The organism is Chitinophaga eiseniae (genome assembly GCF_012641265.1).
Lineage (GTDB): Bacteria > Bacteroidota > Bacteroidia > Chitinophagales > Chitinophagaceae > Chitinophaga > Chitinophaga eiseniae_A.
The window spans coordinates 791798-805651 of record NZ_JABAHZ010000003.1 but is presented as its reverse complement, the minus strand read 5'-3'; the positions used below and the strand labels follow the sequence as shown (position 1 = coordinate 805651).

Annotated in this window: 12 protein-coding genes; 6 read left to right on the top strand and 6 right to left on the bottom strand. The window is 47.1% G+C overall.

Annotated features, from left to right (window positions below; translation table 11 throughout):
- Positions 1-16 precede the first annotated feature (16 nt).
- The 4 genes from HGH91_RS17040 to pckA form a co-directional block, all read right to left on the bottom strand.
- Positions 17-1909, bottom strand: a complete 1893-nt coding sequence (locus HGH91_RS17040; protein ID WP_168739989.1) for an OmpA family protein — start codon at positions 1907-1909, stop codon at positions 17-19.
- A gap of 112 nt (positions 1910-2021) precedes the next feature.
- On the bottom strand, positions 2022-2648 hold the full coding sequence (locus HGH91_RS17035) for a 7-carboxy-7-deazaguanine synthase QueE (RefSeq protein WP_247651763.1): 627 nt from the start codon (positions 2646-2648) through the stop codon (positions 2022-2024).
- Between the two features lie 41 nt (positions 2649-2689).
- On the bottom strand, positions 2690-3577 hold the full coding sequence (folD, locus tag HGH91_RS17030; RefSeq protein ID WP_168739988.1) for a bifunctional methylenetetrahydrofolate dehydrogenase/methenyltetrahydrofolate cyclohydrolase FolD: 888 nt from the start codon (positions 3575-3577) through the stop codon (positions 2690-2692).
- A 238-nt stretch (positions 3578-3815) separates the two neighbouring features.
- Positions 3816-5417 (bottom strand): phosphoenolpyruvate carboxykinase (ATP), encoded by a 1602-nt coding sequence (pckA, locus tag HGH91_RS17025; RefSeq protein WP_168739987.1) that lies wholly within the window; start codon positions 5415-5417, stop codon positions 3816-3818.
- 325 nt (positions 5418-5742) lie between these two features.
- On the opposite strand from pckA, the gene HGH91_RS17020 reads away from it, so the two are divergent.
- The 6 genes from HGH91_RS17020 to HGH91_RS16995 all read left to right on the top strand — a co-directional run bounded on the left by HGH91_RS17020 (position 5743) and on the right by HGH91_RS16995 (position 12145).
- Positions 5743-7035: an aminopeptidase P N-terminal domain-containing protein gene (locus tag HGH91_RS17020; RefSeq protein WP_168739986.1), complete on the top strand. Its 1293-nt coding sequence runs from the start codon at positions 5743-5745 to the stop codon at positions 7033-7035.
- A 126-nt stretch (positions 7036-7161) separates the two neighbouring features.
- The gene (locus HGH91_RS17015; protein WP_168739985.1) at positions 7162-7929 is read left to right on the top strand and encodes a CDP-alcohol phosphatidyltransferase family protein; all 768 of its coding nucleotides are present in this window, start codon (positions 7162-7164) and stop codon (positions 7927-7929) included.
- 46 nt (positions 7930-7975) lie between these two features.
- Complete coding sequence (purS, locus tag HGH91_RS17010; RefSeq protein WP_145664733.1) at positions 7976-8221, top strand: phosphoribosylformylglycinamidine synthase subunit PurS; 246 nt, start codon at positions 7976-7978, stop codon at positions 8219-8221.
- Positions 8222-8366: 145 nt separating this feature from the next.
- Complete coding sequence (gene rsmI / locus HGH91_RS17005; protein ID WP_168739984.1) at positions 8367-9035, top strand: 16S rRNA (cytidine(1402)-2'-O)-methyltransferase; 669 nt, start codon at positions 8367-8369, stop codon at positions 9033-9035.
- A 67-nt stretch (positions 9036-9102) separates the two neighbouring features.
- Positions 9103-10170 carry a winged helix DNA-binding domain-containing protein gene (locus tag HGH91_RS17000; protein ID WP_168739983.1) on the top strand — a complete coding sequence of 356 codons (1068 nt, stop codon included), beginning with the start codon at positions 9103-9105 and terminating at the stop codon, positions 10168-10170.
- 85 nt (positions 10171-10255) lie between these two features.
- Positions 10256-12145 (top strand): M1 family metallopeptidase, encoded by a 1890-nt coding sequence (locus tag HGH91_RS16995; protein WP_247651762.1) that lies wholly within the window; start codon positions 10256-10258, stop codon positions 12143-12145.
- 25 nt (positions 12146-12170) lie between these two features.
- Here HGH91_RS16995 and HGH91_RS16990 read toward each other — a convergent pair whose 3' ends face one another.
- Both HGH91_RS16990 and HGH91_RS16985 read right to left on the bottom strand, forming a co-directional pair.
- Positions 12171-13187, bottom strand: a complete 1017-nt coding sequence (locus HGH91_RS16990; protein WP_168739982.1) for a patatin-like phospholipase family protein — start codon at positions 13185-13187, stop codon at positions 12171-12173.
- 36 nt (positions 13188-13223) lie between these two features.
- On the bottom strand, positions 13224-13790 hold the full coding sequence (locus tag HGH91_RS16985; protein WP_168739981.1) for a DinB family protein: 567 nt from the start codon (positions 13788-13790) through the stop codon (positions 13224-13226).
- Positions 13791-13854: the final 64 nt, after the last annotated feature.

Genomic DNA, 13854 nt, shown 5'->3' with positions numbered 1-13854 from the left:
ATAGGTATCATCCTATCTACAAACTAATGATCCGGAACACGGTACGGCGGTTAGCCGCTTTTCCTTCTTCGGTATCATTGGTAGCAATCGGGTCTTTTTCACCATAGCCTTTAGCAGTAAGGCGACTGGCTGTAATTCCCTTCTCTGTTAAATAATGTACTACTGCTCTGGCGCGGTTTTCAGACAATACCTGGTTATCCTTATCTGTACCTACGTTATCGGTATACCCGGCAATTTCAATCGTCAACGTTGGATTTTCCTGTAATAATTTTACCAGCTTGTTAAGCTCTATTACGGATTCCGGTTTTAGGCTGTATTGTTTTGTATCAAAGAAGATATTGTGCAATACGATACTTGCATTGGCGGCCAGCGGTTGTAACGGGATATTCTTTTCGAAAGGCACGCCCGGATTGTGGTCTTTCAGCGAAAAGTTATCTGAGTAAAACAGGTACCCCTTGCGGTTTACATGCAGCGCATAGTCTTTACCTACCGGCAGTGGCGCCAGGTAATCGCCGTTATCATTGGTTTTTACCGTAGCAATATTATAGCCGCCCTGCAGGTCTATTACGTCGATGCTGGTGGCTAACCGGGCATGGGTGAGGGTGTCGTACACATAGCCTTTTACATATAAAGTTTGTAGCGGACGGGCCTCCGGATATAGTTCAAAACTGTAGATATCCAGCGCGCCGCGGCTATCCGACCTGTCAGAGGCAAAGTAGGCCGTTTTGCCATCGGCTTCAACTACCAGGGAGGCATCTTCATCAATGGTATTAATAGGATAGCCCAGGTTGGTAGCAGGGCCCCAGCTACCATCTGGCTGACGCCGGGAATAGAAAATATCGAGCCCGCCATAGCCGGGATGCCCATCGGAAGCGAAATAAAGCGTTTGTCCGTCTGCGTGAATGAAAGGGGTGGTTTCCCTGCCATTGGTGTTGATATTGGGGCCGAGCCGCTGAGGTATACTCCACTGACCGTTTGCCTGCCGGCTGCTTACAAATATATCTGCACCATGATCTGGTGTTTCACGTGCAAAATAAAGCGTTTGTTTGTCGGCGCTGAGGCAGGGCTGCGATTCCCAGTCGCGCGTGTTAATGGGGCTTCCAAAATTTTTTGGTGCGGTCCAGCCGGTAGCCGTTTTTTCTGAGTAATAGAGATCGCAGCTACCTTTCCCTTCCGGAAATTCACAGCCGGTAAATACCAGCATGGTACCATCTTGTGAGATGTTTTGTGCGCCTTCATTGAACGAGGAGTTGATGGGTTCGCCCATGTTCTGCGCCGTTGACCATTTATGGTCCTCCCGGGTGGTAATATAAAAATCTTCATTGCGGCCATTTACGCGCCTGGTGAAAATCAATGTTTTACTGTCGATGGTCAGAGAGGGAAAATATTCGGGATCTGCACTGTTGACCGGATCACCGAGGTTTTCCGGGTGAAAGGGAACGGATTGGCGGCTGTTATTAACGGCAAACTCATAGTTCGCTTTCAGCTTTTCGGCAATCACGCTTTTTGATTTAATGACAGACAGGTATTGGTTAATTAACTGTAACGCACCTACGAAATTTCCGGTGCCGGCCATTGCTTTGGAATATGCCACCATTACAGGACGCAACCCGCTGCTGTCCAGCTGCTTTAACTTTTCAAAAGCGGTATTGGCGGCGGCATAATCTTTCATTTCTACATAACATAACCCCATTTGTCCGTAGGCATCTGTAAAATTGGGGGCTGCTTTAATCGCTTCCTGCAGGAAGCCGATGGCGGCTTTGCTTTGATAATTTCTTACGGCATCAACGGCACGGTCAAAGCTGGCTTTGGCTTTTTTGGGAGCATTTTCATAGGTAACCGTCTGAGCCTGTATATGCAGTCCCATGCCCAGCAGGCAGCTTAGTATCAACAGGATATGTTTTTTCATAGTCAGTATTCGTCCTGTAAATAACGCAAAAAAGCATAAGAAATGCATAAGGCATATAGCAAAAAAATGACGTCCAGGGAACCTGGACGTCATTTTTTTGCTATATGCTACCTTACGGTACGTTAATATACTTATGGATTTGTAAAGACATGGTCCACTCCGGATGGTCTTTGATATACTCCGTGATCAGCGGGGTCATTTCAGCGCTGCGTTCCCATTCGGGCTGCAGATAGAGTTTACAGTTTTTATCCGCCAGTGCAGCATATTTTTCTGCCCAGGCAAAGTCAGTTTTATTATAGATCACTACTTTCAATTCATGGGCAGCTTTACATACTTCGGGTAAAGGCGCTTTGAATTTTTTGGGAGATAAGGTAATCCAGTCCCAGCTGCCGCTAAGAGGCGAGGAGCCGGATGTTTCCATATGCGTTTTAAACCCTTGTTTATGCAATGCTTTGGTGAGTGCATCCAGGTTATGCAACAGCGGTTCGCCACCGGTTACCACGGCAATTCGTCCGGGGTAACGGGCTGCTTCTGTTGCAATGTCCGTAATAGATACCTGCGGATGCTTATCAGCGTCCCAGCTGTCCTTTACATCGCACCATACACAGCCTACATCGCAGCCGCCGAGGCGGATGAAATAGGCCGCTCTCCCCTGGTGATAGCCCTCTCCCTGGATGGTATAGAAACGTTCCATCAGGGGGAGCGTATCGGTTTTAATATTTGTTGTTATTACAGACATGACTTACTTCGCAAAGGTCCGATTTTTTTATCGGTCTACATTTAATTCATACTCCCCTTCAATCCGATGCTGGCATGATAGGTGTTTTTGAGCAGCGCGGCAATGGTCATAGGTCCTACGCCACCAGGCACGGGACTGATATAACTGCATTTAGGAGCTACTTCATCAAACTTCACATCACCTTTCAGGCGGAAACCGCTCTTTTTGCTGGCATCTTCTACCCGGTTAATACCTACGTCTACAATCACGGCGCCTTCTTTTACCATGTCGGCGGTAACGAAGTCGGGGCGACCAATAGCTGCGACGATGATATCGGCCTGACGGCAAATTTCAGCCAGGTTAGGGGTATGGGAATGTGTTAAGGTAACGGTGCAGTTGCCGGGATTGGTATTGCGGCTTAGCAATATGCTGATCGGGGTACCTACGATATGGCTGCGTCCAATAACTACGGCATGTTTGCCTTTTGTAGGAATATTATAATGTTCCAGCATCAGCATAATACCATACGGCGTAGCAGGGATGAAAGCCGGGAGGCCGCTCACCATTTTACCCACGTTCATCGGATGGAAGCCATCCACGTCCTTGCTGGGATCGATGGTGTTGATCACCAGTTCTTCGTTGATATGCTTGGGCAAAGGCAATTGTACGAGGATCCCGTCTACATCAGGATTTTCATTCAGCAAAATGATTTGATCCAGCAGGTGTTTTTCGGAAATCTGTGCATCAAAGCGCAGCAGGGTGGAATTGTACCCGCATTCTGCACATGATTTTACTTTGGATGCCACGTAGGTTTCGCTGGCGGGATTGTTACCCACCAGGATCGCTGCCAGGTGAGGAACTTTTTTACCAGCAGCCTTTAATTCAGCCACCTGGGCGGCTAATTGGGCCTTAATAGCCTCAGAAACTAGTTTACCGTCTAAAATTTGCATGTGCAAAGGTAAGGAAAAGCTGTTAGCATTCCCTCACCAACGAACGGCTTTTTACGATGGGGAAGAGAAGGAGCTGTCCGAAGTCCAGCAAAACAAGCCCCGGTAAAGGAACTTGCTTTGCTCGGGCATTGCGCCCGTCAGGAACTTACGTATTCATCAGTGGAAGTTATAAGGCAAAACTTAAATATAAATCTTCAGGTGGATGTTAAAAACCGAAGAATCAGATCACAGTATTCCTTTAAATTTTTGGCGCTGCATCCAGTATTTCTTTATCGGCTGCTGCGGCGTATTTTTCAAAATTGCGGATAAACTGTCCGGCCAGGTCATTCAGCTGCGCATCATAGGCAGCCTTGTTTTCCCAGGTATTGCGCGGATCCAGGATATTGGCAGGCACGCCCTCACAATTGTCGGGAATGGCAAAGCCAAATACCGGGTGAGCGTGGAAGGAAGCCTTATCCAGCTTACCGCTCAAAGCTGCGGCAATCATAGCACGGGTATAGCTCAGCTTAATACGATTGCCGGTGCCATAGGCGCCACCAGTCCAACCAGTGTTGATCAGCCATACATTTACCTTATGTTCATGCATTCTTTCTCCCAGCATCTGCGCATACTGCGCGGGGTGCAAGGGGAGGAAAGGTGCACCAAAACAGGCGCTGAAAGTGGATTTAGGCTCTGTTACACCCGCTTCTGTACCGGCTACTTTGGCAGTATACCCGGAAATAAACTGGTACATGGCCTGTCCGGGAGTTAACCTGGAAATAGGAGGTAGTACGCCGTAAGCATCGCAGGTCAGGAAAAATATGTTCTTTGGAATACCACCTACAGCAGGTTCCTGGGCATTGTCGATATAATGCAGGGGATAAGACACCCGGGTGTTTTCCGTGATGGTTTTATCTGCATAGTTCACGGTATGGGTACCAGGGAAGAACTGGATGTTTTCCAGCAATGCTCCTTCTCTTACCGCATGAAATATCTGTGGTTCTTTTTCTTCGGAGAGGTCAATACATTTGGCATAACAACCGCCTTCAAAATTAAAGACGCCGGTAGCGGTCCATCCATGTTCGTCGTCACCTATCAGTTTCCTGGCAGGATCTGCACTCAGCGTGGTTTTACCGGTGCCACTCAGTCCGAAGAATATGGCGGTATCGCCTTCTTCCCCGATGTTGGCGGAACAGTGCATGCTCAGCACATTTTTATTGTGTGGCAATACATAATTAAGGATAGTAAAAATGCCTTTTTTAATTTCCCCGGTATAGGCGCTACCACCAATCAGGATCATCTTTTTGGTGAAGTTGACTACGGAGAAGTTACCCTGGCGGGTGCCGTCTGTAGCTGGGTCTGCTAAACAGCCGGGGGCCTGGATCACCGTCCAGTCGTTATGCATATAATCCAGTTCTTCTTCCGTAGGACGAAGGAACATGTTATAGGCAAATAAGCTGGACCAGGGAAGTTCGCTGATCACTTTGATGTTAATCCGGAAATCTTCATCTGCACAGGCATAGCAATCACGTACCCACACATCTTTCCCACTGAAATAACGGGTTATTCTACTGTATAAACGATCAAAATTTTCTTCTGAGATAGGTTGATTAAAGTCGTTCCAGTTTACAGTGTTCGTTGTGATGTTGTCTTTGACGATGAATTTGTCTTTCGGTGAGCGACCGGTATATTCGCCAGTGTTTACGGCCAGTGCTCCTGTGTCAGCATAAACCCCTTGATTCCGGGCGACCGTTTGCTCCGCCAGTTTTTCGGGTGAAAGTTGGTAATAGACGTTCGATACGTTCTCTATGCCAAGTCCCCGTAAGTCAGCAACAGGATTCCTTACGCTACTCATTTGCATAAAAGCAAGATTGTTTTGGTGTAATAGCAAAACTAGGGTTTTTTTGATATCGTCAAATTTTATAGGCGTTACACCATCGAAATTTAGAAATTACTTATCGTTTCGGGGTGAATTGTTGCGATATCTTCAATATGTGTTTGTTTCGTTGCAGGATTGTCAAACCATTTGCAGGGTAATATAGCATTAATTATTTGCAAGGAAATATTAGTACGATTTTGTCATTTATCCCCTCTGATATTAACCGATTTGATAATCCGACATGATTTCATGATTTCTACCTCCGAAATTTTACATAGGTTTGAACCCTCATTTGAAATTAAGAGATATGAAGAATTTGCCCTTAGATCCGCAGCTTTTCGTGAAGAATCGTCAGCGTTTTGTGGCTAAAATGCAGCCACAGTCTATAGCTATTATCAACTCCAATGATGAACTGCCCACCAATGGTGACGCCCTGTATAAGTTTAAGCAGAACTCAGATCTGTATTGGCTCACAGGTATTGATCAGGAGGATACGATGGTGGTATTGTTTCCCGATAACCCAGATCCCAAATACCGGGAAGTGTTGGTATTGGTGCGCCCTAACGAGTTAAAGGAAAAGTGGGATGGCCACCGGTTGCGCAAAGATGAAGCATACGCCATTTCCGGTATGTCTACTGTTGTGTGGCTGGATGCACTGGACGGCCTGTTGCAGCAGTGGGTTAACGATGCGGCTAACATCTACCTCAACTCCAATGAAAATAACCGCAAATCAAACCTGGTACCAGTAAGGGATTACCGGTATGCGGAAGAAATGAAAGCGCGTTATCCACTCCATAACTACCTCCGCGCAGCAGTACTCTTTAAACAGCTCCGGGCAGTAAAAACACCGGAAGAAGTTAAGGTGATGCAGGTAGCGATGGATATCACCGGGAAAACGTTCGAACGCCTGCTGAAATTCATTCAACCAGGTGTATGGGAACATGAAATTCACGCCGAAATTATGCATGAATTCCTGCGCAACCGCTCTGCTGGTGAGGCATATGGCTCTATTATCGCCTCCGGTGATCGTGCCCGTACACTCCACTATGTAGCCAATAACCAGGAATGTAAAGATGGAGAAGTAATCCTGATGGACTTCGGCGCCGAATACGGTGGTTACAATGCGGACCTGACCCGCTCCATACCGGTTAACGGTAAATTCAGCCCCCGTCAGCGCCAGGTTTACGATGCCTGTTTACACCTGCATAACTACGCCAAATCCATCCTGCGCCCGGGTATTACCATTGCCAAATACCATGAAATGGTAGGAGAGGAAGCTACTAAGGAATTTATTAAACTGGGCTTACTCACGGAAGAACAGGTGAAAAACCAGGATCCTGAAACACCGGCTTACCGCAAATACCTGTACCATGGCATCTCCCACCACCTCGGCGTGGATGTACATGATCTGGGGCCTTCCATGTACCAACCTATCCCGGAAGGTGCGGTAATGACCATAGAACCAGGTATTTATATTGAAGAAGAACAATTGGGTATCCGCATCGAAAATAATATCTGGCTTACTGCCGAAGGCAATGTAGACCTGATGAAGCATATTCCTATCACGGCCGATGAAATAGAAGCCCTGATGAAGAAATAGCATACCCCGGTATGCCGCATGTATTTTACGGGATTTGTAAGGAGAGCTGTTGAACAGAAAATATTTATGTTCGCGATCTCCTCACAAATCCCGTAATTCGTACTTTGCATGCCATAAATCGATTAGATGAAACAACTACCCAATATTCTTACCCTATGTAACCTCTTTTGCGGAGCGCTGGCGATTATCTGCATTTTACATGCGCCGGAGTATCGCGCGGAAATTAACGGAGCAGACTATACGATTATCAGCCCCGAACCGGTTTACTGGGCTTCAGCCCTGGTGCTGATCGCTGGTATTTTCGACTTTTTTGACGGGATGGTGGCCCGCCTCCTCCGGGTATCCGGGCCTATGGGAAAGGAGCTGGATTCACTGGCAGACGTTGTTACTTTCGGAGTAGTACCCGGCATGATGCTGTACCGTTTATTGCGCAGCGCCTATTTCCAGCAACCCGATGTGTTTGATGTATCGATCATTAACCTGGCTCCGGCTTTACTGGTGCCCTGTTTTGCCGCTTATCGCCTGGCTAAATTCAATATAGATACCCGGCAGTCGGAAAACTTTATCGGCGTGCCTACTCCGGCGGTGGCCATACTGGTGGCCTCTTTTCCCCTGATCCTCTTATTTAATCCCTTTAACCTGGCCCACTGGTTCCAGAATATCTGGGTGTTATATATTACCATCGCCCTGCTCTGCTACCTGATGGTGGCGGAAATTCCCATGATCAGCCTGAAATTTAAAAGTAAGTCGCTGGCCGACAACTGGCCCCGCTTCCTTTTAATCGGTTTAACCGTTGTGAGCATACCTTTCCTGCGGTTTGCCGCCGTACCATTTGTATTTATTTGTTACGTGATATTATCCGTTGTGGCACCGCCTAAAATACAAGCGGTTTAACATTTTGGATTTTTTGATGTAGGTTTGCGGCAAAATTTCTAGTACAATGACTTTTACTGCACATATCAATGTGATGCCACTGAAAGAATTATTAGACCCGCAAGGTAAAGCGGTAATGAGTGGTCTCAAGAACCTCGGCCTGGGCCAGGTACAAGATGTACGTATTGGTAAACACATTACCCTGCAAATTGAAGCCGCCAGCCAGGAAGAAGCAAGGCAGATCGCTGAAAATGCTTGCCAGAAGCTGTTGGCAAACCAGGTAATGGAATCTTTTGAAGTACATATACAATAATTAGTTACGCCGCGTAAAAGAGGCGTTTCCCGCAAAGAGGCAAAGAAACAAAGCCGCAAAGGAATATAAAATATTAAGAAAATCTTTGCGGCTTTGCTTCTTTGCCTCTTTGCGTGAAATTCTTCCTTTACTTTGTAATTCAATTATGAAATTATATCTCGTTCCATCTCCCATTGGCAATCTGGCCGATATCACCTATCGGGCCGTAAAAGTGCTGGAGGAAGCAGACCTGATCCTCGCGGAAGATACCCGCACTTCCAGTGTACTGCTCCGGCACTACCAGATCAATAAGCCGGTAACGTCCTACCACCAGCATAATGAGCATAAAATAGTACAACATCTCCTGCAACAGCTGCAGGGAGGTAAAACGATGGCTATGCTCACAGATGCCGGTACTCCGGGTATTTCCGATCCGGGCTTTTTATTGGTCAGGGAATGCAGTCGTGCCGGCGTACCGGTAGAATGCCTGCCCGGCGCCACCGCTTTTGTACCCGCGCTGGTCAACAGCGGTATTCCCATGAACCGCTTTGCCTTTGAAGGATTTCTTCCCCTGAAAAAAGGCCGCCATACCTTGTTTACCCAACTGGCCACAGAAGAACGGACCATCGTTTTCTATGAATCGCCCATGCGATTGGTCAGAACCCTCTCCGACCTGATCCAGTACTTCGGGCCGGATCGCCCCTGCTGCGTTAGCCGCGAGCTGACCAAAATGTTCGAGGAAAATAAACGTGGTACCCTTCAGGAAGTGCACGACTACTTCGCGGAAAAGGGCGTGAAAGGCGAAATAGTAGTGGTGGTACAGGGCAAAGAATAATTTTTTCGGCAGCTGACATACTGTTGTCATAGCCCTATCGTTGCTTTGTATAACAAAACAGCTATCCATGCACATGACCAGTATTCCTGCACAGCGCCTGCGGCACCAGCAACTCATTAAAACCGCTTTTAAAACTCCCCGGGAAATAGTGTCCTTCTTTGGCGCCATGCAGTCGCAGGAATATGCGAGCAGCAAATGGGGCATAGGCGCCCGTTTGCCAGGATGCCGGGAAACGCAGGTGGAACAGGCCATCCTGGATAAATCCATTGTCCGCACCACCGTTTTTCGTGGCACCTTACACCTGGTAGCAGCCGAAGATATTCATTGGATGCTGCAACTCATAGCGCCCAACGTAAAAGCAAAAATGAGCAGCATGCAACGGAAACTGGGACTGGATGAGGCCGGGCTGGCCAAAACCAATCAGCTGATCACCAAAGCCCTGAAAAACGGCAACCACCATACCCGTAAGGAGCTGACAGACCTGCTACAGAAAAATGGGATTGATACCTCGGAAAACCGCATGAATCATATCATTTACCATGCTTCCGTGGAACGCATTATCTGCAATGGCCCCCTGCGGGGAAAGCAATCTACTTATACCCTGTTGCACGAATGGGTACCCAACAATACCCCATTACAGCGGGAAGAGGCCCTGCATAAACTGGCTGGCCGCTATTTTACCAGCCACGGCCCTGCTACGGTCCATGATTTTGCACAGTGGGCCGGAATATCCGTTGCCGATGCCAAAACCGGTTTGCAGGGCGTTCAATCCTCCCTTCGGTCGCAGGAAATCCACGAAACCACTTACTGGATGGCCCCGGCGAAGAAAGTGACCGAAACGGATACCCATCTCCTGTTACCTGCTTTCGATGAATATTTTATAGGATATAAAGACCGCAGCACCCTGATAGATAGTCGGTTTACCAGCAAGGTAATGACGAACAACGGCATTTTTAATCCCATTATGGTCCACAACGGACAGGTGATAGGTACGTGGAAACGTACGCTGAAAAAGGATTCCGTGACCATCACCACGGAATTGTTTAAAGCCGGAAAAGCACTGCTTAAAGCGTTTGAACCGGCGGCCAGGCAATATGCCGACTTTCTGGGGCTTACCCTCAACAGTTTCAGCTGAGCTCCTGTGCTGAAATAACCCACGAACGGTACATCAAATTCCGCAAATGATGTTTATTTTAGCTCTTTAATCAAACGTGAAAAGAATGAAGTATCGGGTTACAACAGGTGGCTGCCTGGCTATTGCCATGCTGGCAGGCAGTTGGCTACAAGTAAATGCACAGTCAGATCGCTGGCAACAGAGAGTGAAGTACTCCATGGATGTAAAGGTAGACGCAGCAGCGAATCAATTCAAGGGAAAGCAGCATCTCGAATACTACAACAACTCTCCCGATACCCTGAAGAAAGTGTTCTATCACCTGTACTGGAACGCATTTCAACCCAATAGTATGATGGATGTCCGCAGCCGTGAGCTGGGAAAAATAGTAGTGGGAAAAGACCGTAATGGCAATGAACGCCGCGACTGGGACAACCGCGTACGTGATCGTATTTCCAAGCTGAAGCCCGATGAAATAGGCTACCAGAAAGTGATTTCACTGAAACGCGATGGAAAGCCGCAGGATTTCAAAGTAGTGGAAACTATCCTCGAGGTACCATTGGATAAACCTATCCTGCCTAATTCCAAAGTAGAATTTGATATGGAGTTTGAAACACAGGTGCCCGTGCAAATTCGCCGTAGTGGCCGCAATAACTCCGAAGGTGTGGATTTTTCCATGGCCCAGTGGTATCCTAAAATGTGCGAATACGACTACGAGGGCTGGCATGCTACGCCTTATATTGCCCGTGAATTCTACGGCGTATGGGGTGATTATGATGTGAAAATTAACATCGATAAAAAATATGTACTGGCTGGAACCGGCTACCTGCAAAATCCAGAACAGATTGGCTATGGCTATGAAAAGCCCGGTACTAAAGTAAACAGGCCAGCTGGCAACACGCTTACCTGGCACTTTGTAGCGCCTAATGTACACGACTTTGTATGGGCGGCCGATCCCGACTATAAGCACATTACCCAGCGGGTAGATGGATTTACGGCTCATTTCTTCTATATCGATAATGAACATACCCATAATACGTGGCCTCAGCTGGCAAAGATGATTCCTGCTGCCTATGCTTACATCAAAGCACATTATGGCCCTTATCCGTATGAGCAGTACTCTTTCATTCAAGGCGGTGATGGCGGTATGGAATACCCCATGGCTACGCTGATTATGGGTAATGGTAAAATGGATGGCTTATATGGAGTGGCTATGCATGAATGGATGCACAGCTGGTACCAGGGAATGCTGGCTACCAATGAAAGCCTGTATCCATGGATGGACGAAGGATTTACCACCTTTGCAGAAAATAATGTGATTCATAATACCATCGATTCACTGAAAGATGCCAATGCCCAGGAAGATGCATATGCAGGCTATTTCGCACTGGCCAGAAGTCCTTTTGAAGAACCGGCTACTACACATTCCGATCACTACAACACCAACTACGGATATAGCCTCACGGCGTATTCCAAGGGCGCCGTATTCCTCGAACAGCTGGGATATGTGATCGGAGCTGCCAATCGCGATGCCGGATTACTGCGTTACTACAAGGAATGGCGCTTTAAACATCCCAATGCCAACGACTTTATCCGGGTAATGGAGAAGGAGAGCGGTATTGCGTTGGATTGGTACAAACAATACTTTATCAACGCTGTGAAGCATATCGATTACGGTATCGACAGCGTATATGAAAAAGGGAACAAAACTGTTGTTCGCCTGCGCAGGATTGGGCTGATGCCAATGCCGGTAGATTTCCTGGTAACAGATAAGAGCGGAAATAAAGTACTGCACTATATTCCATTGTCTATCATGTATGGCGAAAAACCAAATGAAAATCCTGTTATTAAACGTATAGTCGATAACGTTTGGTACTGGACAAACACTACGTACGAAGTAGAACTGGATATACCTTTATCAAATATTAAGGAGTTGGAAATTGATCCCAGTCAGCGTATGGCTGATGTAGACAGAAGCAATAACAAAGCAGTTTCTTAAATAATCTATGGGATGTAGTGAGTGCTCACTGCATCCCTTTTTTTTCCAGGATTTCGGCTGCCGTTTCCTCCCCATTTTTCATCATCATCTTCATTTCTTCCGGTATAAATTCCAATCCCCCCAATTGTACCCGCAGTGCCGCTTTCGGACGGATAATATGCAGGTTAATCACTTTCTTATCGCGGAACGGGTTATTGGCCGGCAGGTCAAAGTAGTTATTTACCGCAGGTGCAGGAATGCCGGCTTGTTTCATATTTTCTTTTACCGCATCGAGGTAGGTGATGGCTTCATTAAAAAATTGCGTCATTTTCAGATCGGTGGGCGACATTCCGTTGGTATGGATATCTATCTGCTTTTCCAATACATCAAGCAGGCTTTTAAATTCGATCCCATCTTCTTCGGGATCGGCCGGAGTAAGGAGGATAGCATATATAGTAGTAGCACCTTTATCGATAGCCAGTTTAATAGGATTGTAGTACTCACCGCCGCCATTGGTGAATTGCTGTACATGATCAGGTAGCGAGGCTACTGCTACCGGTGGCATAAACACCGGCATACTGATAGAAGCCAGTACCGCTTCACGGAAAGAGTTGTTATCATGGAGCGTTACGACGTCGTAATCCTTTTGTACTGTATTCCTGCTACGTGGCGAAAAGTAGGTGGTGCGATTGGTTTGCAGGCAGTACCCGGTTACAAAAATCTCTTTATCCAGTTGTTCCAGTGCGTGGAATCTTGCTTCGCTAAAAATATTATTGATTTTGAGCGTTAGTGCGGTGGCGTTATACAGGGAATTGTGGTGGGGAAAACGCTGCATCAGGGTAGAGGTATTAACGATGTCTGCGGTACTGTTGCTGGTAAAGAGTTTCTCCAGCAGGTCGATTTCTCCTAATGCTGCCAGTGGCGCAATGAGTGCACTGGTGCCGGTCCCGCAGATGATATCGAATTCAATTGCTGGTCGTTGTGTGTACAGATACTTCAGGGCGCCAACAGCAAACGCGGTCCTGGAGCCGCCGCCGCTGATGACTAACGCAGTCTTAGCCATGGGGATTTTTTATGGTAAGACAATATAATTAAAAAATTAAAAAATAAGTTGCTGGAGTTGATTTTGCCAGGTATGACCCTGTAGCTCCTGGTCTTTCAACTTTTCCAGGTGGTGTTCGTTGTGATAGGCAATGAAGTAAAGCATTTCCCGGATGGTAATTTTTCCCAGCAGGGGATGAGGAAGCCGGTATTTATCCAGGTCTTTTTCCGACCAGCCGGCCAGCTTGTTAAATAATTTATTTTTCTGAAGAAGAAAACCTTGTAATAGCGCCGGTCGTTGTGCCGGGTAGATCACCCCGGGCTGATAAGCCCTGGGAGCTCTGAAGCTCCCGGCCAATACCCGCTGGTAATCTGCTACCAGTGCTTCGTAAGAGCGGGAAGGCATCACCGTGGTGCCAAAATAACGCAGCGTTATTTTAGGAAAGGCCAGCGCACTGCTAACAGGCCTGATGGATTTAGTGAGATGATCGAGTTGCTGACCAGCCGACCATTTACCGTAAGGGGAAGCGGTAAAACGTATATCCGGCAGCGTATTGACAAAATCTACAAAATTGTCGAAACTCTTATCTATGAGAGAGCGGATCTCGTGCTGGTTCAGGTACATAGGAATCAAGTTTAGAGATTTCAATAACACATTACCTGTTGTTGTATGCAATATACCCGGGCCA